Here is a 23,164-nt window from a genome sequence, read left to right on the forward strand (position 1 = left end):
GGCTTCTCCTACACCGGCTCCGCCGAGGGCCGGCCACCTAGTTCGTTCTTTTCCCAGAGCTGACCCAGACTGTAGTCCTCCAGCCAGCTCGTGAGCTTGTCGACGTCCAGGCGCTTCAACTGCGTTCCCCCATCGACACGGTCCGCGACCAGCACGTCGGCCGGATCGAAGTGGTCGAGCAGCAGCGGCGATTGCGTCGACAGGATGACCTGAGTTGCCACGGCAGACTGCTTCACGAGGGATGCCAATATCGTTACCGCGAACGGGTGGAGGCCGAGTTCGGGTTCATCGACGAGGATGACGGAAGGTCGATAGTCCACCGGTTGAAGGAAGAGCGTCGCGAGCGCGATGAACCGGATCGTGCCGTCTGAAAGGCTGGAGGCATCGAAGTAGTCCTCCGTCCCGACGTGCCGCCATTCGAGCCGGATCTTGTTCGGATTGAGCTGCTGCGGCGCGAGCTGGAAGTCCTCGAAGAAGGGCGCGACCCGCTTGACGCTCTTGCGGATCAGCTCGTACGACTCGTTGTGTTTTTCCTTGAGGAAATAAAGGAACGCAGCCAGATTGGATCCGTCAGGGCGCAGGTACGCGTTGTCGTGAAGATCCGTCGTCTGCTTCATCGGAGACGTGCTGCTCGTATCGTGAAAGTGATACAGGCGCCATCGATCGAAATGGTCCCGGACGTACTTCGCGATCCGCGTTGAGCGGTCGGTTCCGATGCCCGCTTCCTTGCCCCTTCGAGACAACGATTCCGAGAATGGCTGTGGATGGGTCTTGTCCCAGAAGTAGACCTGCTCGCTGAGGGGGACAAGCTCATCGGTCGTCGTCGGAGACAGCAAGACGCTGTACTGGTTCTTTTCACCTTCAAAGGCAACCCGCACCGATAGATGCTTCGACTTCTTCGCTCCGAAGTGCAGCACTCGGTTCGCTCCGCCAGCGTTCAGCGTGTATTCCTCGAGGTGGCCCGCCTTCAATGCATGAAGAAACGAGAACACGCCGATGAAGTTGGACTTGCCCGAACCGTTGGCGCCGATCACGACATTGATGGCCCCCAGCTTCAGCTTCTCGATCGAAGCGATGCTCTTGAATCCTTTGACGGTGATCCAGTCGAGTTCAGGCATTGCAGGCAGAGTTCAGATGACCGCACGTAGCGGATTGATCAGTATGCGCGAAATCCGGCGATGTCTGCGTCGCCGTACCACTCACACCAGCCGCCGCCGCGCGCTTTCGTAGAGGCAGATCGACGCCGCGCTCGCGACGTTCAGCGACTCCTCGCCCCCCGGCTGAGGAATGCCGATGCGCAGCGCGCAGCGCTGCATCAGCGCCTGCGCGACGCCCTGCCCTTCGTGGCCCATGACCCAGGCGCAGGGGCTCGGCAGATCAGCCTCGTGCAGCAGCGCGTCGGAGTGCGAGCTCGTCGCCAGCAGCGGCACCTTCAGCGCGTCGAGCTCCTCGACGGCCAGCCCCTCGATGAGCCGGAGCCCGAAGTGCGCGCCCATGCCGGCGCGCAGCACCTTGGGCGACCACAGCGCCGCGGTGCCCTTCAAGGCGAGCACCTGGCGGAAGCCCAGTGCCGCCGCGCTGCGCAGGATCGTGCCGACGTTGCCAGCGTCCTGCAGGCGGTCCAGCACCACCGAATCGGCCATCGGCTCGATGCGTGGCTGCGCCGGCAGCGCCAGCTCGAACCCGATCTGCGCCGGCGACTCCAGTCCCGACACCGTCTTGAACAGCGCCGCCGAGACCACCAGCACCTTGGGCGCCTCGTCGGCCAGCGCGCGCATCGACGCGTCCGCCGCCGCCGCGTCGGTGATCAGCGCCAGCGCCGGCCGCACGCCGCGCTGCAGCGCCGCGCGCGCGAGGTGGTCGCCCTCCAGCCACACGCCGCCCAGCTTGCGGTATGCGCCGCCGTCCTGCGCCAGCTTGCGCAGGTGCTGCAGCTTGGGGTTGTCCCGCGCGGTGATCGATTGCCAGCTCATCCGATGCTCATTCCATGGCCGCTTCGCCCAGCGAGACGGCGAACCCGTCGATCTCGAGCGAACGCACCGGCGCGAAGCTCTGCCGGTGCCAGACCGTCGCGCCGTGCACGCGCAGCGCCTCGAGGTGCTCGCGCGTGCCGTAGCCCTTGTGACTGTCGAAGCCGTACTGCGGATGCTGCTCGTGCATCTGCAGGCAGAAGCGGTCCCGATGCACCTTGGCCAGGATCGACGCCGCCGAGATCGCCGGCACCAGCGCGTCGCCCTTGACGATGGCCTCGGCCGGGATGCGCAGCACCGGCAGCCGGTTGCCGTCCACCTGCACCCGCGCCGGCTTCAGCCGCAGACCCTCGACGGCACGGCGCATCGCCAGCATCGTCGCCTGCAGGATGTTGATGCGGTCGATCTCCTCGACCGTCGCCTCCGCGATGCAAAAGCACAGCGCCTTGGCGCGGATCTCGTCGAAGAGCTGCTCGCGCTTCTTCTCGCTGAGCACTTTGGAATCGTTCAGTCCCTTGATCGGGTTCTGGTCGTCCAGGATCACCGCCGCCGCCACCACCGGGCCGGCCAGCGGCCCGCGGCCCGCCTCGTCGACACCGCACAGCAGGCCCTCGCCGGCCCATTCCAGGCCCAGCTGCGTCGGCTTCTCAGGCGCCGAGGATTTTCGCGATCGCATCGCCGGCCCTTTGCGCGGTGTTGCAGCGCAGCTGTTGATGGATCTCGAGGAAGCGCGCATGCAGACGCTCGCGCCGCGGCGCGTCCTCCAGCCAGGCCAGGCCCTCACGCGCGATGCGCTCCCCGGTGCAATCGTCCTGCAGGCACTCGGGCACCAGCGTCTCGCGGGCAAGCACGTTGGGCAGCCCCACCCAGGGCAGCAGCGCCTTGCCCTTCATCCGCCACGCGTTGAACCAGTGCAGCTTGTAGGCGATCACCATCGGCCGCTTCAGCAGGGCCGCTTCCAGCGTCGCCGTGCCGCTGGCGACCAGCGTCAGGTCGCAGGCGGCCAGCGCGTCCTGCGCGCGGCCGTCGAGCAGCGCGATCGGCAGACCCGCGCCGTGACGCGCGATCAAGTCGTCGACCATGGGCCGCAGGCCGGGCGCGATCGGGATCACGAAGCAGAGCTCGGGCCGCGCTTTCAGCATCCGCTGCGCCGCGTCCAGCAGCGGCGGGCCGATGTAGGTCAGCTCGCTGCGGCGGCTGCCGGGCAGCAACGCCACGATCGTGTCCGTGTCGCCGTAGCCGAGTTCGCGGCGCGCGTCCTCGCGCGGCGGCTCGAACGGGATCTGGTCCGCCAGCGGGTGGCCGACATAGGTGGCCGCAATGCCGGCCTTCTCAAGGATCTCCGGCTCGAACGGGAACAGGCACAGCACGTGATCGGCGCTGCGCTTGATCGTGTGCACGCGCTCGGCGCGCCAGGCCCAGATCGACGGGCAGACGAAGTGGACCGTCTTGATGCCGGCCTCGCGCAGACGGTGCTCGAGGCCGAAGTTGAAATCCGGCGCGTCGACGCCAACGAACACCGAGGGCCGCTCAGCCAGCAGCCGGTCGCCCAGCTGACGCCGGATCGCCAGCAGTTCGCGGATGTTCTTGATCGCATCCCAGTAGCCGAAGATCGACAGCTTGTGGCTCGGCCACCAGGCGTCGAAGCCCTGCGCCTCCATCTTCGGGCCGCCGATGCCGGCCGACGTCAGGCCCGGCCAGCGCGCCTTCAGGCCGCGCAGCAGCAGACTGGCCAGCAGGTCCCCGGAGGCCTCGCCGGCCACCAGGCCCAGTCGAGGATCCGTGGAGGTCATGTCGGGATGTCCGTGCCGCTCAGCGTCTCACCGGACCAGGCCGCGCTTGGCGCCGGCCAGGAAGTCCAGCATCACCTGGAGGTCGCGCAGCGACTCCGCGTCCTGGCCCTGCTTGAGCGCCTCGATCTCGGCGACCGATTGCTCCAGCGTCAGCCCATCGCGGAACAGCAGCTTGTGGACCTGGCGGATGACGCCAATGCGGTCGTTGCTGAAGCCGCGCCGGCGCAGGCCGGTCAGGTTGACCGCGCGCACCGCCAGCGGATTGCCGTCGACCGTCATGTAGGGCGCGACGTCCTGCGCCACATGGCCCTGGAAGCCGATCATCGCGTGCGCGCCGACATGCACGAACTGATGCACGCCCGTGAGTCCGCCGATCGTGGCCCAGTCGCCGACGTGGACATGGCCCGCCAGCGTCGCGTTGTTGGCGAGCACGCAGTGGTCGCCGACGATCACGTCATGCGCCAGATGCACGTAGGCCATGATCCAGTTGTCCGAGCCGACGCGCGTGACGCCCTGCTCCTTGAACGTGCCGGTGTTGAAGGTGCAGAACTCGCGGATCGTGTTGCGGTCGCCGATGACCAGCTCGGTCACTTCGCCGCCGTGGCTCATGTCCTGCGGCATCGCGCCGATGGAGGCGAACTGGAAGATCTTGTTGTCGCGGCCGATCGTGGTCTTGCCCTCGACGACCGTGTGCGGACCGATCCAGGTGCCGGCGCCGATGCGGACCTCCGGGCCGATCACCGCATAGGGACCGACCTGGACGGAGTCATCGAGCTGCGCCTTCGGATCGACGATGGCGGTGGGATGGATCTGAGCCATACGCAAGCAGTTCGGAAGCCGCGGACGATCAGCAGTCGAGCTTGCGCATCGTGCACATCAGGCCGGCCTCGGCCACGACGTCACTGCCCACCAGCGCCCTGGCGCCGAACTTGTAGATGCCCGCCTTGGCGCGGTCCAGCGTCACTTCCAGGATCAACTGGTCGCCCGGCTCGACGGGGCGCTTGAAGCGCGCGTTGTCGATGCCGGCGAAGTAGACGACATGGTTCTCGTCCAGCGTGAAGTTGTAGCTCTCCACCGCCAGCAGCGTGGCCGCCTGGGCCAGCGCTTCCAGGATCAGCACGCCCGGCATGACCGGCCGGTGCGGGAAATGGCCCTGGAAGAAGGGCTCGTTGATGCTGACGTTCTTCAGCGCGCGGATGCGCACGCCCTTCTCGACCTCGATCACGCGGTCGACCAGCAGGATCGGGTAGCGGTGCGGCAGCTTCTCGAGGATGCCGTGGATGTCGATGATCGTCTCGTTCATGTCGTCTTCTTTTCCAAAGCGCGCACGCGCTGGCGCAGCTCATAGAGCCCGCGCAGCGCGGCGGCATTCTTCTGCCAGGAGGCGGCGTCCTCGAAAGGCCACATGCCGGCGTAGGCGCCGGCCTTGTCGATGCTGTTGCTGATGTTGGCGGTCGGCCCGATCTGCACGCCGTCAGTGATCTTGATGTGGCCGTTGATGCGCGCCGCGCCGGCCACGATGCAGTGGGCGCCGATCTCGGCGCTGCCCGCGATCGCCACCGCGCCGGCGATCGCCGTGCCGCGGCCGATCTTCACGTTGTGCGCGATCTGGACCAGGTTGTCGATGATGACGCCGTCGCCGATCTCGGTGTCGCCCAGCGCGCCGCGGTCGACGCAGGTGTTGGCGCCGATCTCGACGCCATCACCGATGCGCACCGCGCCGAGCTGCTCGATCTTGACCCACTCGACGCCGGCTTCACCCTTGGTGGGCGCGAAGCCGAAACCGTCCGCGCCGATCACCACGCCGCTGTGCAGCAGCGAGCGCTCGCCGATGACGCAGTCATGGCCGAACACCACATGCGGGGCCAGCCGCGTGTGGGCGCCGATGCGGGCGTCCTGTTCGACGATGGTGTGGGCGCCGATGCGCACGCCGTCGCCCAGCACCGCGCCGGATTCGATCACGGCATGCGGGCCGACCTCGACCCCCTGGCCCAGCGCCGCGTCCGGCGCCACCGTCGCGGTCGGATGAATGGCCGGCGCCGCGCGCGGCTTGCGCATGTTCGCGGCCCACCACTGAGTCAACCGCGCGAAGTAGAGATAGGGGTCCGGCGCGACGATGCAGCACGCCGTCGTGCCGGGGCCCTGGCGCGCGGCGGCGGCCTCGGCCAGTTTGGGCGAGACGATCACGCAGGCGGCGCGCGTCGTCGCCAGTTGGGCTTCGTACTTCGGGTTGGAGAGAAAGGAGATCGCGTCCGCGCCGGCGTCCTCCAGCGGGGCGATCGCGCGGATCGCCGTGGAGGAGGCACCAACAAGATCGCCGCCCAAGGCGGCGATCAGATCCGAGACCAGAACCTGTTTCATGGTCACTTCTGCGCGTTGAGCTGGTCGATCACCTTCTTCGTGATGTCCACCCGCGGGCTGGCATGGATCGCATCCTGAACGATCAGGTCGTACTTGTCATCCTCGAAGATCTTCTTGATGACCTTGTTCGCCTTCTCGACCAGCGCCGCCGTCTCCTCGCTCTTGCGCTGGGCGACGTCCTCGTTGAACTCGCGGCGCTTGCGCTGCAGGTCGCGGTCCTGCTCGATCAGCTCGCGCTGACGGCGGCCGCGCTCCACATCGCTGATCGCCGGACTGTCCTTGTCGAGCTTCTCGGCAGCCGCGCGCAGCTTGTTCTCCTGGTCCAGCAGCGCCTTCTCGCGGCGGCCGAACTCGGCCTGCAGCTTGGTCTCGGCGGCCTTGGCCAGGTTGGTCTCGCGCAGGATCCGCTCGCTGTTCACGTAGCCGATCTTCACTTCCTGTGCTTGCGCGCCCAGGGTCGCCACGCCCGTCAACAGGGCCGCGGCGACGATCTGCGACAGCTTGCTCTTCATCAGAATGCAGTCCCGATCTGGAATTGGAATCGCTCGATTCTATCCGTGGGCTTCTTGCGGATCGGCGAGCCGTAGCTCAGCCGCAGCGGCCCCATTGGCGACAGCCAGCTGATACCGACGCCCGCCGAGGCGCGCACCCCGCTGAAATCGAGCTTCTCGTCCTGGCCCCACACGTTGCCGGCGTCGACGAAGCCGAACAGGCGGAAGCTCTTGTCGTTGCCCGATCCGGGCACCGGCACGTAGAACTCGGCGTTCAAGTTGAACTTGCGGTTGCCGCCGGTGTACGAGCCCGTCACGTCGACAGGGCCCAGCGTGCCGGGCTCGAACACCCGCACCGAGCCCAAGCCGCCGCCGTAGAAGTTCTTGAAGATCGGATACGGGCGGCCACCCAGGCCACGGCCGTAGGCGACTTCGCCGTTGAGCATCAGCGAGAACTTGCGGCCCAGCGGGAAGAACTCCTGGTACTGCAGGTTCACGATCGAGTAGCGCGAATCGCCGACCGGGCTCAGTTCCAGGTTGACCCGCTTCATCGAGCCGGCGGTCGGGGTGATCACCGAGTCGCGGTTGTCCTTCTTCCAGCCGATGGTCAGCGGGATCGCCACCGCCGACGACCCGAACTGGTTGCGGAACAGCCAATAGCTGTTGGGCAGGCCAGTCGTCGTCGTGATGCGGGTCGTCTCGTAGCCGATGCCGAAGAAGACGGTGTCGTCCTCCGAGAAGGGCACGCCGAACTTCACCGAGCCGCCATAGGACGCGAACTCGTATTCCTCGCCGAGGTTGTTGATCGGCTTGACGGTCCGGTAGAACACGTCGATCGCGCGCGACACGCCGTCGACGGTGAAGTACGGGTCGACCGTCGTGACGCCCAGCGAGCGGCCCGTACTGGCGGTGTTGACCTGCACGCCCAGATAGTTGCCCGAGCCGAACACGTTCTCTTGCGAGATCGAGCCCGACAGCGACAGCTTGCTCGCGCTCGAGTAGCCGGCGCCGATCTGGATGTTGCCGGTCGGGCGCTCGGTGACGGTCAGCGTGACGTCGACCTGGTCGGGCGAGCCCGGCACCTCGGTCGTGTCGATCGTGACGTCCTTGAAGTAGCCCAGGCGCTCGACGCGGTCGCGCGAGGCCTTGATGCGGCCGCCGTCGTACCACGACGATTCGAACTGGCGGAACTCGCGGCGGATGACTTCGTCGCGCGTGCGGGTGTTGCCGGAGATCAGCACGCGGCGCACGTAGACGCGGCGCTGCGGCTCGCCCACCAGCGTCACCGTGACCTGGCCGGTGGCTCGATCGATCTCGGGCCGGCTCTCGACCCGCGCGAAGGCGTAGCCGAAGGTGCCGTAGAGGTCCTGGAAGTTGCGCGTCGTCTGCGCCACCGCCTCGCCGTTGTAGGGCTGCCCCGGCTTGAGCGAGATAAGGCGCTTGAACTCCTCGTCGCGGCCCAGGAAGTCGCCTTCGAGCTTGATGCCGTTGACGGTGTAGGGCTGACCCTCGTTCACCGTGATCGCGATGCTGATGCTCTGCTTGTCCGGCGAGATCGTCACCTGCGTCGACTCGACGTTGAACTCCAGGTAGCCGCGGTTCAGGTAGTAGGAGCGGATGGTTTCCAGGTCGGCGTTGAGCTTCGCTCTGGAGTAGCGGTCGGTCTTGGTGTACCAGGTCAGCCAGCCCGACGTGGTCTGCTCGAGCAGACCCAGCAGCGTGCCTTCGGAGAAGACCTTGTTGCCCAGGATGCGGATCTCGGCGATCTTGGCCGGTTCGCCCTCGGTCACCGAGAAGCTGACGTTGACGCGGTTGCGTTCGATCGGGGTGATCGTCGTCGTCACTTCGGCACCGTACAGCGAGCGGGTCAGGTATTGCCGCTTCAGTTCCTGCTCGGCGCGGTCGGCCAGCGCCTTGTCGAACGGCTTGCCTTCGCCGATGCCCACGTCCTTCAGCGACTTGGTCAGCGCCTCGGTGTCGAATTCCTTCAGGCCGACGAAGCTGACGTTGGCGATGATCGGACGTTCCTCGATCACGATGACGACGGCATCGGTGTCGAGGTTGATGCGCACGTCCTTGAACAGGCCCGTCGCAAACAGCGCGCGCAGCGCGGCGGCGCCCTTCTCGTCGTTGTAGGTGTCACCGATGCGGAACGGCAGCGCCGCGAAGACGGTGCCCGGGTCGGTGCGTTGCAGGCCCTCGACGCGGATGTCCTTGAGGACGAAGGGCTCGGCGGCCCAGGCGGAACCGGCATTCAACGCGGTGGCCAGCACCGCCAGTTGGATCACGTGGGGGCGCAGAGCGTCGGGCAGGAGTCGGGACATGCGGAAGCTTCAGTGCAGACCCAGCGTACGGGTCAGATCGTTGAAAAGGGCCAGGCTCATCATCAGCAGCACGACGGCGATACCTGCGCGTTGCAGCTGCTTGTGCCACCGCTCAGAGACAGGGCGGCCGCTCAAACCCTCAAAAAGATAATACATCAGGTGTCCGCCATCGAGCATCGGCAGCGGCAGCAGGTTCAGGACACCCAGGCTCACGCTGACCGCCGCGAGGAAGCTCAGGAACGCAGCCAGGCCGAGGCTCGCAGACTGGTCCGCGGCCTTGGCGATGGTCAGCGGTCCGCTCAGGTTCTTTACCGAAGCTTCACCGATCAGCATGCGGCCCAGGGTCTTGAGCGTCAGCGCGCTCAGGTCCCAGGTGCGGGTCAGGCCTTGCCTGATCGAATCGACCGGGCCGTAATGCACCGTCACCATCGCCGGCCTGGTCGCGAAACCCGCGCCGATGCGCGCGACGCGCTGCTCGCCAGTCCCTTCGATCGAGGGCGTGACCTCACGCTCGAGGACCTCGCCATCGCGCCGCAATTCGATGCGCAGGGTCTCGGCCTTGCCATCGACCTGCGCGCGGCGCACGCGCTGCACGAACCAGGCGAAGTCCGGCACCGCCTCGCCGTTGACGCGCAGCAGCCGGTCGCCCGGATGCAGACCGGCGCTCTGGGCCGGACTGCCATCGGTGACCTCGCCGAGCACCGGCTCGAAGAACACACCGCCCAGCCCGATGGCCTGCGCCGTGCGTTCGTCGAAGTCGCGGCTCGGCAGTTGGTCCGTGTCCAGGCGGAGCGTGCGCGCGCCATGACCGGCAATGCCGGCGACGCTGAGCAGCAGCGGCCGCTTGTCCGCGACCGCCCGTGCCAGTTGCCAGCCGAAGTCCGGCATCGAGCGCACGTCCTCCCACTCCTGGCCGTCGGCGGACCAGGCCTGGATCCAGTCGCCAGCGCGCAGGCCGGCGCGTTCGGCCAGGCCGCCCGCCACCGGCGAGCCGATCACCGCCTTGGGCTCCTCGCGGCCGATCCACCCGACCGCCGCGAACAGCAGCACCGCCAGGATCAGGTTGGCCGCCGGCCCGGCAGCGACGATGGCCGCGCGCTGCCACAGCGTCTTGCGGTTGAAGGCCTGGGAGAGCTGGTCCGGCGGGACCGGGCCGTCACTCTCGTCGAGCATGCGGACGTAGCCGCCCAGCGGGATGGCGCTGAGCGTGAACTCGGTGTCCTCGGGCGACTTGCGCCGGCGCAGCAGCACCCGGCCGAAGCCGACCGAGAAGCGCAGCACCTTGACGCCGCAGGCGCGGGCGACACGGTAGTGGCCCCACTCGTGGATCACGATGAGGATGCCCAGCGTGACGAGGAAATAGAGGACTTGGGAGAGCATCGCGGACGTCCTGGATCGTGGGCTGGCGCGGGGTGACGGAAGGCCGGAGGGTCAGGCCGTCGCGGCCAGCGCCGCGATCCGCTGTCTGGCCTGCCGGCGGGCTCTGGCGTCGAGCGCCAGCAGACCCTCGATGCTGTCGACCTCGCCGGCCTCAGGCATCACGCTGTCGAGCGCATCGCGGTTGACACGGCAGATGTGATCGAAGCGCAGTTGGCCGTCGAGGAAGGCGGCGACCGCCTCTTCGTTGGCCGCGTTCAGCACGGCGGTGCTGCCCTCGGCCGCGCGCAGCGCCTGCCACGACAGATGCAGACCGGGGAAGCGCCGCTCGTCGGCCTCCTCGAACGCGAGGTTCGGCGCCTTCAGCAGATCGAGCATGCCGGCGCCCGACTCGATGCGCTCCGGGAAGGACAGCGCGTAGGCGATCGGCACGCGCATGTCGGGCGTGCCCAACTGCGCCAGCACCGAGTGATCGCGGCACACGACCATCGAGTGCACGATGCTCTGCGGATGGATCAGGACCTTGATCTGCTCCGGCTTGAGATTGAAGAGCCAGCGCGCCTCGATGACCTCAAGCGCCTTGTTCATCATCGTCGCCGAGTCGACCGAGATCTTGCGCCCCATCACCCAGTTGGGATGCGCGCAGGCCTGATCGGGCGTGACGCTGGCGAGAGTGGCCGGATCGCGCTGGCGGAACGGACCGCCCGAGGCGGTCAGCACGATGTGATCGATGCGCTCGGCCCAGGTGGCGCGGTCTTCGGGCAGGCACTGGAAGATCGCCGAATGCTCGGAGTCCACCGGCAGCAGCGTGGCGCCGCCCTGCTCCACCGCGCGCATGAACAGCGCGCCGCCCAGCACGATCGCTTCCTTGTTGGCCAGCAGCAGACGCTTGCCCGCGCGTGCCGCGGCCATCGCGGGCGCCAGGCCGGCCGCGCCGACGATGGCGGCCATCACCGCATCCACGTCGGGATGCGCAGCGATCTCGCTCAGCGAAGCCATGCCGTCGAGCACTTCGGTGCGCGAACCCGCTTCGCGCAGCCGGGCGCGCAGTTGCGCCGCCAGCGCCGCATCGGGCAGCACCGCGAAACGCGGCGCGTGCCGAACGCATTGCGCGGCCAGGTCGTCGACGCGGCTCATCGCCGAGAGCGCGAAGACGCGATAGCGGTCCGGATGACGGGCGATGACGTCGAGGGTGCTGGTGCCGATCGAGCCGGTAGAACCCAGCACGCAGACCTGCTGCGGGCGGTGGTGGAGGGAGCTCATCGGAAAGGTCCGGAAGGTCAGAGGGAAGTCAGCGCGAGCGCCAGCGGCAGCACCGGCAGCAGCGCGTCGACACGATCGAGCACGCCGCCATGGCCGGGCAGCAGCTGGCTGCTGTCCTTGGCGCCGGCGGCGCGCTTGACCAGCGATTCGAAGAGGTCGCCGACGACGCTCATCGCCGACAGGAAGACCACCGCCAGCACCGAGACGACGCCGATGCGCCGCACCAGCACGCTGTACAGCGAGGCCGAATCCACCGGCACGCGCACGTCGATGACATGCACCCAGACCACGCCCAGCACGATCACGCCGACAAGGCCGCCGATCGCGCCTTCCCAGCTCTTGCCCGGGCTGATGGCCGGCGCCAGCTTGCGTCTGCCGAAGGCCTTGCCGGCGAAGTAGGCGGCGATGTCGGCCATCCAGACCAGGCACATCGCCGACAACAGGAAGTTGATGCCGCGCGCCCGCGCGGCGATCAGCGCCAGCCAGGCGGCCCACAGCAGCACCGCGCCCAGCGCCAGCCGTAGCGCCGGAGAGATCTTCGGCCAACCCGCGACGCCGGCCGCGAGCGCGCGCACGCCGCCCAGCACCCAGAGACCGCCGGCCAGCCACCAGCACCACGCCGGCACGCTGAAGCCAACGAGATAGAAAGTGCACGCGCAGAGCGCCGCGAGCGCCGCGCCGAAGCCGATCGCCGCGGCACCCGGCCGGCCGTTCAGCCGCGACCATTCCCACCCCGCCGCAGCGATCATCACCAGCGTCAGCAGCGCGAACCACATCGGGTTCGACGCGAACAGCGCCGGCAGCAGGATCGCCAGCAGCACGAGGGCCGTGATCACGCGCTGAATCAGCATCTCAAGCCTCCTGGGCGACGCCCGGTACGTTCACGCCACCGAAGCGGCGGTCGCGCGCCCGGAACGCGGCGATGGCCTCGTCCAGTTGCGCCTCGCCGAACTCGGGCCACAGGCAGTCCGAGAAGACGAACTCCGTGTACGCGGTCTGCCAGAGCATGAAATTGCTGATGCGCAGCTCGCCGCCCGTGCGGATGAAGAGGTCAGGATCCGGCGCATAGCTCATCGCCATGAACTCGGACAGCTTGGCCTCGGTCAGTTCCGCAGCGGGCACGCCCGCCTCGATCGCCTTGCGGCAGGCCTGGACGATGTCCCAGCGGCCGCCGTAGTTGAACGCGACGTTCAGCGTCAGCTTGCTGTTGTGAGCGGTGGAATTCTCGGCCTCGGCCCAGGCGGCGCGGAGCTTGTCCGACACCGCCTCGCGGTCGCCGACGATGCGGATGCGCACGCCCATCGCGCCCATGCGCGCCAGGTAGCGCGACACCGCCGCCAGCACCAGGCCCATCAGCCCGGACACCTCGTCGCTGGGCCGCTTCCAGTTCTCGCTGGAGAAGGCGAAGACCGTCAGATACTCGATCTCGCGATCGATGCAGGCCTGCACCACTCGCACCAGGGCGTCCACGCCCTGCTTGTGACCGAAGAAGCGCGGAAGGAAACGCTTCTTCGCCCATCGACCGTTGCCATCCATGACGATGGCCACATGGCGGGGCACTCCCGCCTTGCTGTCGGCGCTCACAGGGATGCGACGCTCAGACGGCCATGATCTCGGCTTCCTTGGCCGAGAGCAGCTTGTCGATCTCGGCGACGACCTTGTCGGTCAGCTTCTGGACCTCGTCCTGGCTGCGGCGCTCGTCGTCCTCGGTGATGGCCTTGTCCTTGGCCAGCTTCTTCGCCTGTTCGTTGGCATCGCGGCGCAGGTTGCGCACGGCCACCTTGGCGTCCTCGGCAGCGCCCTTGGCGACCTTGACCAGGTCGCGGCGGCGCTCTTCCGACAGCGGCGGCATCGGCACACGGATCAGGTCGCCCTGCGACGAGGGGTTCAGGCCCAGATCCGATTCGCGGATGGCCTTCTCGATCTTCTGGCCCATGCCCTTCTCCCAGGGCTGCACGCTGACCGTGCGGGCATCCAGCAGCGACACGTTGGCCACCTGCGAGATCGGCACCATCGAGCCGTAGTAGTCCACGTGCACCTGGTCCAGCAGGCCCGGGTGGGCGCGGCCGGTGCGGATCTTCTGCAGTTCGTTCTTGAAGGCCTCGATGGACTTGACCATCTTGGCTTCCACGTTCTTCTTGATGTCGGCAGTGCTCATGTTCTTTTCCTCGATCAATGGGTCGGCGCCGTCTTCAACGCGCGAGCCCGATCAGACGTGCACCAGGGTGCCTTCGTCCTCGCCCATGACGACGCGCTTGAGCGCGCCCGGCTTGAAAATCGAGAACACCTTGATGGGGAGCTTCTGGTCGCGGCACAGCGCGAAGGCCGTCGCGTCCAGGACTTGCAGGTTCTTGCTGATGGCCTCGTCGAAGCTGATGCGCGCGTAGCGCGTCGCCGTCGGGTCCTTCTTCGGGTCGGCGGTGTAGACGCCGTCGACCTTGGTCGCCTTGAGCATGATCTCGGCGCCGACTTCCGCGCCGCGCAACGCGGCGGCGGTGTCGGTCGTGAAGAAGGGATTGCCGGTGCCGGCGGCGAAGACGACGACCTTGCCTTCTTCCAGATACTGCAGCGCCTTGGGGCGCACGTAGGGCTCGACGACCTGCTCGATCGCGATCGCCGACATGACGCGGGCGGTCATGCCTTCCTGGCGCATCGTGTCGGCCAGGGCCAGCGAGTTCATCACCGTCGCCAGCATGCCCATGTAGTCGGCCGTCGCGCGGTCCATGCCGACGGAGCCGCCCGCCACGCCGCGGAAGATGTTGCCGCCGCCGATGACGACCGCGACCTCGACGCCGAGCTGCGTCACTTCCTGGATCTCCTGGACCATGCGAACGATCGTCGCGCGGTTGATGCCGTAGGAGTCGTCGCCCATCAGGGCTTCGCCGGAAAGCTTGAGCAGGATGCGTTTGTGGGCGGGCATTGTTACCTCGTCAATACAGCCGATAGAGAGAGTGTCTGACCTGCGCCTGCGAGCGCAAGCGCACAAGTGTAAAGGGCGCCAGAGGCGCCCTTTTTGAGTCGCGAGCCTTACTGCTGCTTGCTCGCGGCGGCCACCTGGGCAGCCACTTCGGCAGCGAAGTCGTCGACCTTCTTCTCGATGCCTTCGCCCACCACGTACAGGGTGAACGACTTCACCGTCGTGGCCTTGTCCTTGAGCATGCCGGCGACGGTCTGCTTGCCGTCGGCGGCCTTCACGAAGACCTGGTCCAGCAGCGAGACTTCCTTCAGGAACTTCTGCACCGAGCCCTCGACCATCTTGGCGACGATCTCGGCCGGCTTGCCGGATTCGGCGGCCTTCTCGGTGGCGATCTTGCGTTCCTTCTCGACCAGCTCGGCCGGGACTTCGGCGGAGGACAGCGCGGCCGGCTTCATCGCGGCGACGTGCATGGCGACGTCCTTGGCGGCGACTTCGTCACCCTCGAACTCGACCATCACACCGATGCGGGTGCCATGCAGGTAGGAGGCCAGCTTGGCGCCTTCATAGCGCTTGAAGCGGCGGATCGTCATGTTCTCGCCGATCTTGCCGATCAGGCCCTTGCGCACGTCCTCGACCGTCGGGCCGAAGCCTTCCTGCGACAGCGGCAGGGCGGACAGGGCGGCGATGTCGGCGGGGTTCGACTCGGCGATCATGCCGGCCAGCGCGTTCACGAAAGCCAGGAAGGCATCGTTCTTGGAGACGAAGTCGGTTTCGCAGTTGACTTCGACCAGCGCGCCGGCGTTGCCCTTCACGGCCGCGGCGACGATGCCTTCGGCGGTGATGCGCGAAGCGGCCTTGCCGGCCTTGTTGCCCAGCTTGACGCGCAGGATCTCTTCAGCGCGGACCAGGTCGCCCTCGGCTTCGGTCAGCGCCTTCTTGCACTCCATCATGGGAGCGTCGGTGCGGGCGCGCAGCTCGGCGACCATGCTTGCGGTAATTGCTGCCATTTCAATCTCCGTGTGTCGCGGCGCCGGAACGACCCGGCACCGCTGAAATTTGAATCTGATTGGACGAAGGGGGCTGAATCAGCCCCCTTGTCGTCACCCGTGGCGGGCCAGGGCCTGGATCAGGCGCCTTCGTTCACTTCCACGAACTCGTCGCCTTCGGCGGCGACGGCGGCCACGACGTCATTGGACGCGTTGGCGCGGCCTTCCAGGACCGCGTCGGCGACGGCCTTGGCGTACAGCGCCACGGCCTTGGCCGAGTCGTCGTTGCCGGGGATCACGTAATCGATGCCTTCGGGGCTGTGGTTGGTGTCGACCACGCCGATGACCGGAATGCCCAGCTTCTTGGCTTCGGCGACGGCGATCTTGTGGTAGCCCACGTCGATCACGAACAGGGCATCAGGCAGCGCGGCCATGTCCTGGATGCCGCCGATGTTCTTTTCCAGCTTGGCGATATCGCGCTGGAACATCAGGGCTTCCTTCTTGATCGACGGCTGGGTGCCCGCGTCGACCTGGGTCTGCATGTCCTTGAGCTTCTTCAGCGAGGTCTTGACCGTCTTGAAGTTGGTCAGCGTGCCGCCCAGCCAGCGCTGGTTGACGCTCGGGACGCCGGCGCGCTCGGCTTCGGCGGCGACGATGTCGCGGGCCTGGCGCTTGGTGCCGACCATCAGGATCGTGCCGCGCTTGGAGGCGAGCTGGCGCACGAACTTCAGGGCTTCCTCGAACGCCGGCAGCGTCTTCTCGAGGTTGATGATGTGGATCTTGTTCCGATGGCCGTAGATATACGGGGCCATCTTGGGATTCCAGAAGCGGGTTTGGTGACCGAAATGGACGCCGGCTTCCAGCATCTCACGCATCGTGACGGACATAAGTACTCCGAAGGTTGGTTCTAGAATCCGGCACGAATTGCGACGTCTGCTTGTACGTTGCAACACCTTGATTCGCCGGATCCGCGAATTTGCGAGGTGCGACGGGCTCAAAGCCACTGCCTGCACACCGCGTTCCCACCAGACTCCAGCCCCCTTGGCTGGCGTATCCGGCAAAAACCCGACGAGTATAACCCGTTTCTGCATGTCGATCGACCTGACTGAGGCACTGGCCGCTCTGCGCGATGGCCGGACCGATGCGCGCGCGCTGCTGGAGGAGAGCCTCGCGCGAGCCGCGTCACCGGCTTGCGGGCAGGTATTCCTGCGCCGCTTCGACGCCCAGGCGCGCGCCGCCGCCCAGGCTTGCGATGACGCCGCCCTCCACGGGCTGGGCCGCCCGGCGCTGGGCGGTCTGGCCGTCTCGGTGAAGGACCTGTTCGACGTCGCCGGTTATCCGGCGACGGCGGCCTCCGCCGCGATGAGCGACGCGCCCGCCGCCACGCGGGACGCTCCAGCGGTCGCCCGGCTGCGGGCCGCGGGCGCCGCGCTGATCGGCCATACCAACCTGAGCGAATTCGCGTTCTCCGGCGTCGGCACCAATCCGCATCACGGAACGCCCCGCAATCCGGTGACACACGCCGTCGACGGGCTCGACCGCGTCCCCGGCGGCTCGACCTCGGGCGGCGCCGTCAGCGTGGCCACCGGTGCCGCCTGGGCGGCGCTCGGCTCCGACACTGGCGGTTCGCTGCGCATCCCGGCCGCGCTCCAGGGACTGGTCGGCTTCAAGGGCACCGCGCGGCTCGTGCCGCTCGAGGGCTGCGTGCCGCTGTCGCCCTCGCTGGACACCGCCGGTGTGATCACGCGCTCGGTGCGCGACGCCGCGTTGCTGCATGGCGTGCTCAGTGGCGCTCGCGCTGACCTCGATGAGCGGCCGCTTTCGGCGTGGCGGCTCGCGGTCACGCCGACCTTCATGCAGGACGAGCTCGAGCCCGCGGTGGCCGCGGCCTTCGAGCGCGCCCTGACGGCGCTGCGCGCCGCCGGCGCCCGGATCGAGGAACGCGCGCTGCCCGCCCTGCCCCGTGTGGCGGAACTGCAAACGCAGGGTGGCATCACCGCAGCCGAGGCTTGGGCGTGGCACCATGCGCGCCTCGCCGAACGAGGCGACCGTTACGACCCGCGCGTCGCTGTGCGCATCCGCCGCGGCGAGGCGATCGCGCCGCCCGCCTACCAGGCGCTGCTGGACGCCCGCCAGCGTTGGATCCACGACATGAACGCCTCGATGCGGGACATCGACGCCTTCCTGAGCCCCACCGTTCCCCTCCAAGCCCCGGAGATCGCCCCCTTGCTGCACAGCGACGACCTCTTCTTTGCCACCAACGCGCGCCTGCTGCGCAACACCGCCGTTGTGAATCTGCTCGACGGCTGCGCGATCTCGATCCCCTGCGAGCACCCCGGCGAGCTGCCCGTCGGCCTGATGCTGTGGGCGCCGGCGCTGCGCGACGGCACGGTGCTGGGCGCCGCCGCCCGCGTGGAAGCCGCGCTGGCGGCGGCATGCCCGGCAGGAGCGCGCTGACATGCGGGTCGCGATCATCGGAGCCGGCCTGGCCGGCGTCACCAGCGCGTACGAACTGGCGCTGCAGGGGCATGAGGTCCACGTCTTCGAACGCGATACCAGCGTCGCCACCGGCGCGAGTTTCGCGCCGCCGGGGCTGATCGCGCCGGGCCTGATGGCCGCGCGGCCGGAGCTGCCGCTGGTCTGGCGCGGCAAGCCGGGACAGATGAGCTGGAAGTTCGCGCACTGGCGCGCCAGCCGCGCGCGCGGCGCTGCGGCGATGCCCGAGGCGCTGCACGCGCTGGCCCTGCGTGGCCAGGCGGTGATGGCCGTGTGGCGGCGCGAACTGAAGATGGAGGTGGAGCGCGAAGCCGGCGTGCTGCTGCTCTGGCGCACCGCCAAGGACTACAAGGCCGCCGCACCGCTGCTGGCGCGGCTGCAGGCGCGCCAGGTGCCGCACCGCGAGCTCGACGCCGACGGCTGCCGTGCCCATGAGCCCGGCCTCAATCCGGAGACGGCCCTGCATGGCGGCATCCTGCTGTCGCAGGACGAGGCAGCCAATGCGCGCCAGTTCAGCCAGGCGCTGAAGCTCGAGGCGCAGCGCCTGGGCGTGCGCTGGAACTTCAACACCGACGTGCTGCGCATCGAGCCCGGCAACCAGCCCGCCGTCCACGTCGCGGCCCGGGAGCCGCTGCGCGTCGATGCCGTGCTCCTCTGCGCCGGCAAGGGCGCGGCGCCGCTGCTTGCGGCACAAGGCCTGAAGCTGCCCTGGGGCACGGTGCACACGCACACGCTCACGGCACCGCTGCGGCAACTCGAGGCCCATCCGGATCTTGGCCCGCGCGCGAGCGTGCTGGACATGAGCCTGGGCGTCAGCCTCACCCGGCTCGGCCAGCGCGTGCGCGTTGGCGGCGCCCATGAGCTCGGCGGGTCCTCGGCCCAGCCCGACGGTCAGTCGATGGGAACCCTCCATCAGGCGGCGCACGACTGGTTCCCCGGCGCGCTGCTCGCGGGCGGCCAGCAACGCTGGAAGGCCTCGCGCCTGATGCTGCCCGACGAGCTCCCGCTGATCGGCGAGTCCGGCCTGCCGGGCGTGTGGCTCAACATCGGCCACGGCGAGCATGGCTGGACCATGGCCGGCGCCGCCGCGCAACTGCTCTCCGCGCGGCTGGCGAAGAAGGATCCGGGCATCGACGCCGCGCTGCTGGAGCCCGGCCGGCTGAAGTGAAGGGGCAAAGGGACGCCGCGCGGGGGCCGGGATAGAGTCGGCGCCATGCTGCCGGTGTTTCCCACTTCCCACGATTGGCCTCTGCATGACGCGCCCTCGAGCCGGCGCGCCGAGGCCGCCGCGCTGTCGATGCACCCGCCGCACACGCTGATCGAGCGCGCGGGACTCGCGGTGGCGCGCCTGGCGCTGGCGATCCAGCCCTTGGGCCGCCATGCGGTCGTCTTCGCGGGCCCAGGCAACAACGGTGGCGACGGACTTGTCGCGGCGCGGCACCTCGCGGCGCTGGGGTGGACCGTTGAGGTCCTCCTCGCCGGGCCGGAACCCAGGACTGGCTCGGACGCCGCGCACGCGCTGGCGGCCGCCCGCCAGGCCGGTCTGGTGCCGCAACGGGAAATCGATCCAGCGCCGCGAAGGACCGACCTCGTCATCGATGCCCTGCTCGGCCTGGGCGCGAGCCGCGCGCCCGCAGGCGAGATCGCCAGCGCCATCCAGGCCATCGATCGCCTGCGGCAGGCGGCCGCGACGATCCTGTCCATCGACGTCCCCAGCGGCCTCGACGTCCGCACCGGTCAGCCACTTGGCGCCGATGCCGTGCGCGCCGATCACACGCTGACCTTCCTGACGCTCAAATCCGGCCTCTTCACCGGCGAGGGACGCGCGCTCGCCGGCCGCCTCTGGTTCGACGACCTCGGCGTTCCGGCCGGCAAGGATGGCGTGGGGCTGCTCTTCGGCGCGTCACGCATCGCCGAGTGGCAACGCACCCACGCACGCGCCGCCACGAGCCACAAGGGGCGCAACGGCGATGTCGTCGTGCTAGGCGGCGCACCATCAATGCGCGGCGCGGCCTGGCTCGCGGCGGGCGCGGCGCTCGCCGCGGGCGCAGGACGCGTCTACGCGGCCCTGCCGGACGACGACGGCCTGCCCTGGCCCGCCCGGCCGGAACTGATGCACTGGGACTTCGCGCGCTGGCAGGCGCCGGCCGCGCACTGGCGCGATGTGGTCGCCGTGTGCGGCTGCGGAGGCGGCACAGCGATCAGCGCTGCGCTGTCGACCGTGTTGCATGGCGCGACACGCGTCGTGCTCGATGCCGACGCGCTCAACCTCATCGCCAGCGACGAGTCCCTGCAAGCCGTCGTCAAACAGCGCGCCGCGCATGGATGGGACACGGTGCTCACGCCGCATCCACTCGAAGCGGCGCGATTGCTGGGTCTGGGCTCGGCCGCGGACGTTCAGGCCGATCGGCTGGACGCCGCGACGCAACTGGCGCTGCGTTTCGAGGCCACCGTGGTGCTCAAGGGATCAGGCAGCGTCGTCATGACGCGCGGCCGGCCGCTGTCGATCAACAGCACCGGCTCGTCCGCCCTGGCCACCGCGGGGAGCGGTGACGTGCTCGCGGGCTGGATCGGCGGCCTGTGGGCGCAATCGCCCGGCATCGCGCCGCACGACCTGGCGTGCGCGGCCGTCGCCTGGCACGGGGCGGCGGCCGAGGACCATCGAGGCCCCCTGCTCGCCGCCAACCTCATCGAGGCCATGGCCAGCCGGCACGCGCCGGCCGCCTGACGCGCTCAGGCGCCGCGCTTGCGCCGCGCCGTCTTCGCCGCGGGCGCGCCGCTGCCCTTCGCCGCGACCGACTTGGCCGAACTGCGCGCCGTGCGCTTGGCCGCCTGCACCGGATGGGTGGTCGCGGTCTTGGTCGCGCGCGCCGACTTGCGGCGCTCGGACTTCAGCACGCGATCCGCCTGCTCGATGCGCTCGAGCGCGTCGACCGCGGTTGGCGGGTCGGGCGGCGGCAGCGGCATCGGCTCCACCGTGGCGGCCGGAGCCGCCGCGGCATCGCGGCGCGCGCGCTGCTGATCGCCACGCTGATCGGCCCGCTTGTCCTGCTTCCTGCCGGAACGATTGCCGTCGCCTTGGCGCTCGCCATGCTTGTCGCGCATCGCGCCGCGCAGCAGGCGATGCTCGTCCTGCTCGCGCACCAGACGGAAATCGATCTTGCGCCCGTCCAGGTCCACGCGGCTCACCTGCACCTGCACGCGCGCGCCGGTGGCGTAGCGGATGCCGGTGCGCTCGCCGCGCAGCTCCTGGCGGACCTCGTCGAAGCGGAAGTACTCGCCACCCAGCTCGGTGATGTGCACCAGGCCCTCGACATACAGCGCATCCAGCTGCACGAACAGCCCGAAGGTCGTCACCGCGCTGACGGTGCCGGCAAATTCCTCGCCGAGGTGGTCGCGCATGAAGCGGCACTTCAGCCAGGCCTCGACGTCACGCGAGGCTTCGTCGGCGCGGCGCTCGTTGGCACTGCAATGGGCGCCGACGATCTCCCAGCGCTCGGCCTCGGTCGTGGCGGTGGCCGGACTCGGCGTCTTCGCCTGAGGCTTGCCGGGACGCTTGGGCAGCGGGTTGGCCGCGTCCATCTTGTGCGCGTCCAGCGCGTACTTCTTCGAGCCCAGCAGCGCCTTGATCACACGGTGCACCAGCAGGTCCGGATAACGCCGGATCGGGCTGGTGAAGTGCGTGTAGGCCTGGTACGCGAGGCCGAAGTGGCCCGAGTTGAACGGCGTGTAGATCGCCTGCTGCATGGAGCGCAGCAGCATCGTGTGGATCTGCTGCGCGTCCGGACGATCCTTGGTCGCTTGCGCGATGGCCTGGTACTCGCCGGGCGTGGGGTCGTCGCTGATGCCCATGCCGATGCCCAGCGCGCGCAGATAAGCCTGCAAGGTGCCGCGCTTCTCGGGCGTCGGCCCCTCGTGGACGCGATACAGCGATGCATGCTTGCCGCCAGCAATGAAGTCCGCCGCGCAGACATTGGCGGCGAGCATCGCTTCCTCGATCAGGCGGTGTGCCTCGTTGCGGGTGCGCGGAACGATCTTCTCGATGCGGCCGTTGTCGTCGCAGACGATCTGGGTCTCGGTGGTCTCGAAGTCGACCGCGCCGCGCTTGGCGCGCTGCGACAGCAGCGCGCGGTAGACCTCATGCAGATGCAGCAGGTGCGGCACCAGCGCCTTGCGCTTGTGCGCCTCCGGTCCATGGGTGTTGCCCAGGATCGCGGCGACCTCCGTGTAGGTGAAGCGCGCATGCGAGTTGATCACCGCCGGATAGAACTGGTAGGCGTGCAGCTCGCCGGCCTCGGTGATCAGCATGTCGCAGACCATCGACAGCCGGTCCTGCTCCGGGTTCAGCGAGCACAGTCCGTTCGACAGCTTCTCCGGCAGCATCGGGATCACGCGGCGCGGGAAGTAGACCGAGGTCGCGCGCTCGTAGGCATCGCGATCGAGCGGCTCGCCCGGCTTCACGTAATGGCTGACGTCGGCGATCGCGACCAGCAGGCGCCAGCCCGCGAAGGCGGTCTTGCCGCGGCCCTGCTTGTGCGGCGCGCAGTAGACGGCATCGTCGAAGTCGCGCGCGTCCTCGCCGTCGATGGTCACCAGCGCCACGTCGCGCAGATCGACGCGGTGCTTCATGTCGACGGCGCGCACCCTGTCCGGCAGCTTGGCGGCCTGCGCCAGGGTGTCCGCGGAGAACGCGTGCGGGACCTCGTACTTGCGCACGGCGATCTCGATCTCCATGCCGGGGTCGTCGATCTCGCCCAGCACCTCGGTCACGCGGCCCACCGGCTGCGAGTACAGCGATGGCGGCTCGGTGAGCTCGACCGCGACGATCTGCCCGGCGGTCGCGTTGGCGATCGCGTTCTTCGGGATCAGGATGTCCTGGCCGTAACGCTTGTCCTCGGGCGCGACCAGCCAGATGCCGGACTCCAGCAACAGGCGGCCGATGATCGGCTTCTTGCGCCGGTCGAGGATCTCCAGCACGCGGCCTTCGGGACGGTTGCGCTTGTCGTAGCGCACCACGCGCACGCGCAGGCGATCGCCGTGCATCACGGCGTGCATCTCCTGCGAGGACAGATAGATATCCGGCTGGCCGTCGTCAGGCATCAGGAATCCGTGCCCGTCGCGGTGGCCCTGCACCGTGCCTTCAACCTCCCCCATCAGCTGATGGCTCGGGGGGCTTGCGTTCTTGA

The 23,164-nt window shown here is 68.5% G+C and carries 21 protein-coding genes; 3 read left to right on the forward strand and 18 right to left on the reverse strand.

The window, feature by feature from the left end; translation table 11 throughout:
* Nucleotides 1–8: 8 nt before the first annotated feature.
* The 17 genes from ABDW61_RS14095 to rpsB all read right to left on the reverse strand — a co-directional run bounded on the left by ABDW61_RS14095 (nucleotide 9) and on the right by rpsB (nucleotide 16,369).
* A complete protein-coding gene (locus tag ABDW61_RS14095) occupies nucleotides 9–1,118 on the reverse strand; it encodes an AAA family ATPase (RefSeq protein ID WP_343639482.1) in 1,110 nt (369 codons plus the stop codon).
* 81 nt (nucleotides 1,119–1,199) lie between these two features.
* Nucleotides 1,200–1,973, reverse strand: coding sequence for an RNA methyltransferase (locus ABDW61_RS14100; protein WP_343639484.1), 774 nt, complete (start codon nucleotides 1,971–1,973; stop codon nucleotides 1,200–1,202).
* 7 nt (nucleotides 1,974–1,980) lie between these two features.
* Complete coding sequence (gene rnhB / locus ABDW61_RS14105; RefSeq protein ID WP_343639485.1) at nucleotides 1,981–2,646, reverse strand: ribonuclease HII; 666 nt, start codon at nucleotides 2,644–2,646, stop codon at nucleotides 1,981–1,983.
* Nucleotides 2,618–3,763, reverse strand: coding sequence for a lipid-A-disaccharide synthase (gene lpxB, locus ABDW61_RS14110; protein ID WP_343639486.1), 1,146 nt, complete (start codon nucleotides 3,761–3,763; stop codon nucleotides 2,618–2,620). Before lpxB ends, rnhB begins: the two co-directional genes overlap by 29 nt.
* Before the next feature lie 27 nt (nucleotides 3,764–3,790).
* Nucleotides 3,791–4,582, reverse strand: a complete 792-nt coding sequence (gene lpxA / locus ABDW61_RS14115) for an acyl-ACP--UDP-N-acetylglucosamine O-acyltransferase (RefSeq protein ID WP_343639488.1) — start codon at nucleotides 4,580–4,582, stop codon at nucleotides 3,791–3,793.
* 28 nt (nucleotides 4,583–4,610) lie between these two features.
* Nucleotides 4,611–5,066, reverse strand: a complete 456-nt coding sequence (gene fabZ, locus ABDW61_RS14120; protein WP_343639489.1) for a 3-hydroxyacyl-ACP dehydratase FabZ — start codon at nucleotides 5,064–5,066, stop codon at nucleotides 4,611–4,613.
* A complete protein-coding gene (lpxD, locus tag ABDW61_RS14125; RefSeq protein WP_343639490.1) occupies nucleotides 5,063–6,124 on the reverse strand; it encodes a UDP-3-O-(3-hydroxymyristoyl)glucosamine N-acyltransferase in 1,062 nt (353 codons plus the stop codon). The genes fabZ and lpxD overlap by 4 nt, the downstream gene beginning before the upstream one ends.
* 2 nt (nucleotides 6,125–6,126) lie before the next feature.
* Nucleotides 6,127–6,636, reverse strand: a complete 510-nt coding sequence (locus ABDW61_RS14130; RefSeq protein WP_343639491.1) for an OmpH family outer membrane protein — start codon at nucleotides 6,634–6,636, stop codon at nucleotides 6,127–6,129.
* Nucleotides 6,636–8,939, reverse strand: a complete 2,304-nt coding sequence (gene bamA / locus ABDW61_RS14135; protein ID WP_343639492.1) for an outer membrane protein assembly factor BamA — start codon at nucleotides 8,937–8,939, stop codon at nucleotides 6,636–6,638. The genes ABDW61_RS14130 and bamA overlap by 1 nt, the downstream gene beginning before the upstream one ends.
* A gap of 9 nt (nucleotides 8,940–8,948) precedes the next feature.
* Nucleotides 8,949–10,319, reverse strand: coding sequence for an RIP metalloprotease RseP (rseP, locus tag ABDW61_RS14140; RefSeq protein WP_343639493.1), 1,371 nt, complete (start codon nucleotides 10,317–10,319; stop codon nucleotides 8,949–8,951).
* Between the two features lie 51 nt (nucleotides 10,320–10,370).
* Complete coding sequence (ispC, locus tag ABDW61_RS14145; protein WP_343639494.1) at nucleotides 10,371–11,579, reverse strand: 1-deoxy-D-xylulose-5-phosphate reductoisomerase; 1,209 nt, start codon at nucleotides 11,577–11,579, stop codon at nucleotides 10,371–10,373.
* Nucleotides 11,580–11,596: 17 nt separating this feature from the next.
* A complete protein-coding gene (locus tag ABDW61_RS14150) occupies nucleotides 11,597–12,430 on the reverse strand; it encodes a phosphatidate cytidylyltransferase (protein WP_343639495.1) in 834 nt (277 codons plus the stop codon).
* 1 nt (nucleotide 12,431) lies between these two features.
* Complete coding sequence (gene uppS, locus ABDW61_RS14155; RefSeq protein WP_343639496.1) at nucleotides 12,432–13,163, reverse strand: polyprenyl diphosphate synthase; 732 nt, start codon at nucleotides 13,161–13,163, stop codon at nucleotides 12,432–12,434.
* A 13-nt stretch (nucleotides 13,164–13,176) separates the two neighbouring features.
* A complete protein-coding gene (gene frr / locus ABDW61_RS14160) occupies nucleotides 13,177–13,737 on the reverse strand; it encodes a ribosome recycling factor (RefSeq protein WP_343639497.1) in 561 nt (186 codons plus the stop codon).
* 51 nt (nucleotides 13,738–13,788) lie between these two features.
* A complete protein-coding gene (gene pyrH, locus ABDW61_RS14165) occupies nucleotides 13,789–14,499 on the reverse strand; it encodes a UMP kinase (RefSeq protein WP_343639499.1) in 711 nt (236 codons plus the stop codon).
* A gap of 107 nt (nucleotides 14,500–14,606) precedes the next feature.
* A complete protein-coding gene (gene tsf / locus ABDW61_RS14170) occupies nucleotides 14,607–15,503 on the reverse strand; it encodes a translation elongation factor Ts (protein WP_343639500.1) in 897 nt (298 codons plus the stop codon).
* A 119-nt stretch (nucleotides 15,504–15,622) separates the two neighbouring features.
* Entirely contained in the window at nucleotides 15,623–16,369 is a 747-nt protein-coding gene (gene rpsB, locus ABDW61_RS14175; RefSeq protein WP_343639501.1) for a 30S ribosomal protein S2, read from the reverse strand.
* Nucleotides 16,370–16,571: 202 nt separating this feature from the next.
* Between rpsB and ABDW61_RS14180 the strand changes: the two genes are divergently transcribed.
* The 3 genes from ABDW61_RS14180 to ABDW61_RS14190 are packed head-to-tail and all read left to right on the forward strand — an operon-like array spanning nucleotide 16,572 to nucleotide 20,706.
* Entirely contained in the window at nucleotides 16,572–17,939 is a 1,368-nt protein-coding gene (locus ABDW61_RS14180) for an amidase (RefSeq protein ID WP_343639503.1), read from the forward strand.
* A 1-nt stretch (nucleotide 17,940) separates the two neighbouring features.
* Nucleotides 17,941–19,146 carry an FAD-dependent oxidoreductase gene (locus ABDW61_RS14185; protein ID WP_343639505.1) on the forward strand — a complete coding sequence of 402 codons (1,206 nt, stop codon included), beginning with the start codon at nucleotides 17,941–17,943 and terminating at the stop codon, nucleotides 19,144–19,146.
* A gap of 45 nt (nucleotides 19,147–19,191) precedes the next feature.
* Nucleotides 19,192–20,706: an NAD(P)H-hydrate dehydratase gene (locus ABDW61_RS14190; protein ID WP_343639507.1), complete on the forward strand. Its 1,515-nt coding sequence runs from the start codon at nucleotides 19,192–19,194 to the stop codon at nucleotides 20,704–20,706.
* Between the two features lie 5 nt (nucleotides 20,707–20,711).
* Here the strand turns inward: ABDW61_RS14190 and rnr are convergent, their stop codons facing one another.
* A complete protein-coding gene (gene rnr / locus ABDW61_RS14195; RefSeq protein ID WP_343639509.1) occupies nucleotides 20,712–23,132 on the reverse strand; it encodes a ribonuclease R in 2,421 nt (806 codons plus the stop codon).
* Nucleotides 23,133–23,164 lie beyond the last annotated feature (32 nt).

It is taken from the genome of Roseateles sp. (assembly GCF_039595595.1).
GTDB lineage: Bacteria > Pseudomonadota > Gammaproteobacteria > Burkholderiales > Burkholderiaceae_C > Roseateles.

What these genes read in the sequence shown, in the direction of transcription:
- frr (WP_343639497.1), bottom strand. Translation starts at nt 13,737, where the DNA reads ATGAGCACTGCCGACATCAAGAAGAACGTGGAAGCCAAGATGGTCAAG.
- ABDW61_RS14190 (WP_343639507.1), top strand. Translation starts at nt 19,192, where the DNA reads ATGCTGCCGGTGTTTCCCACTTCCCACGATTGGCCTCTGCATGACGCG.
- ABDW61_RS14180 (WP_343639503.1), top strand. Translation starts at nt 16,572, where the DNA reads ATGTCGATCGACCTGACTGAGGCACTGGCCGCTCTGCGCGATGGCCGG.
- ABDW61_RS14185 (WP_343639505.1), top strand. Translation starts at nt 17,941, where the DNA reads ATGCGGGTCGCGATCATCGGAGCCGGCCTGGCCGGCGTCACCAGCGCG.
- rnhB (WP_343639485.1), bottom strand. Translation starts at nt 2,646, where the DNA reads ATGCGATCGCGAAAATCCTCGGCGCCTGAGAAGCCGACGCAGCTGGGC.
- lpxA (WP_343639488.1), bottom strand. Translation starts at nt 4,582, where the DNA reads ATGGCTCAGATCCATCCCACCGCCATCGTCGATCCGAAGGCGCAGCTC.
- rseP (WP_343639493.1), bottom strand. Translation starts at nt 10,319, where the DNA reads ATGCTCTCCCAAGTCCTCTATTTCCTCGTCACGCTGGGCATCCTCATC.
- lpxB (WP_343639486.1), bottom strand. Translation starts at nt 3,763, where the DNA reads ATGACCTCCACGGATCCTCGACTGGGCCTGGTGGCCGGCGAGGCCTCC.
- pyrH (WP_343639499.1), bottom strand. Translation starts at nt 14,499, where the DNA reads ATGCCCGCCCACAAACGCATCCTGCTCAAGCTTTCCGGCGAAGCCCTG.
- ABDW61_RS14100 (WP_343639484.1), bottom strand. Translation starts at nt 1,973, where the DNA reads ATGAGCTGGCAATCGATCACCGCGCGGGACAACCCCAAGCTGCAGCAC.
- ABDW61_RS14150 (WP_343639495.1), bottom strand. Translation starts at nt 12,430, where the DNA reads ATGCTGATTCAGCGCGTGATCACGGCCCTCGTGCTGCTGGCGATCCTG.
- fabZ (WP_343639489.1), bottom strand. Translation starts at nt 5,066, where the DNA reads ATGAACGAGACGATCATCGACATCCACGGCATCCTCGAGAAGCTGCCG.
- lpxD (WP_343639490.1), bottom strand. Translation starts at nt 6,124, where the DNA reads ATGAAACAGGTTCTGGTCTCGGATCTGATCGCCGCCTTGGGCGGCGAT.
- ABDW61_RS14095 (WP_343639482.1), bottom strand. Translation starts at nt 1,118, where the DNA reads ATGCCTGAACTCGACTGGATCACCGTCAAAGGATTCAAGAGCATCGCT.
- rnr (WP_343639509.1), bottom strand. Translation starts at nt 23,132, where the DNA reads ATGGGGGAGGTTGAAGGCACGGTGCAGGGCCACCGCGACGGGCACGGA.
- ABDW61_RS14130 (WP_343639491.1), bottom strand. Translation starts at nt 6,636, where the DNA reads ATGAAGAGCAAGCTGTCGCAGATCGTCGCCGCGGCCCTGTTGACGGGC.
- tsf (WP_343639500.1), bottom strand. Translation starts at nt 15,503, where the DNA reads ATGGCAGCAATTACCGCAAGCATGGTCGCCGAGCTGCGCGCCCGCACC.
- bamA (WP_343639492.1), bottom strand. Translation starts at nt 8,939, where the DNA reads ATGTCCCGACTCCTGCCCGACGCTCTGCGCCCCCACGTGATCCAACTG.
- rpsB (WP_343639501.1), bottom strand. Translation starts at nt 16,369, where the DNA reads ATGTCCGTCACGATGCGTGAGATGCTGGAAGCCGGCGTCCATTTCGGT.
- ispC (WP_343639494.1), bottom strand. Translation starts at nt 11,579, where the DNA reads ATGAGCTCCCTCCACCACCGCCCGCAGCAGGTCTGCGTGCTGGGTTCT.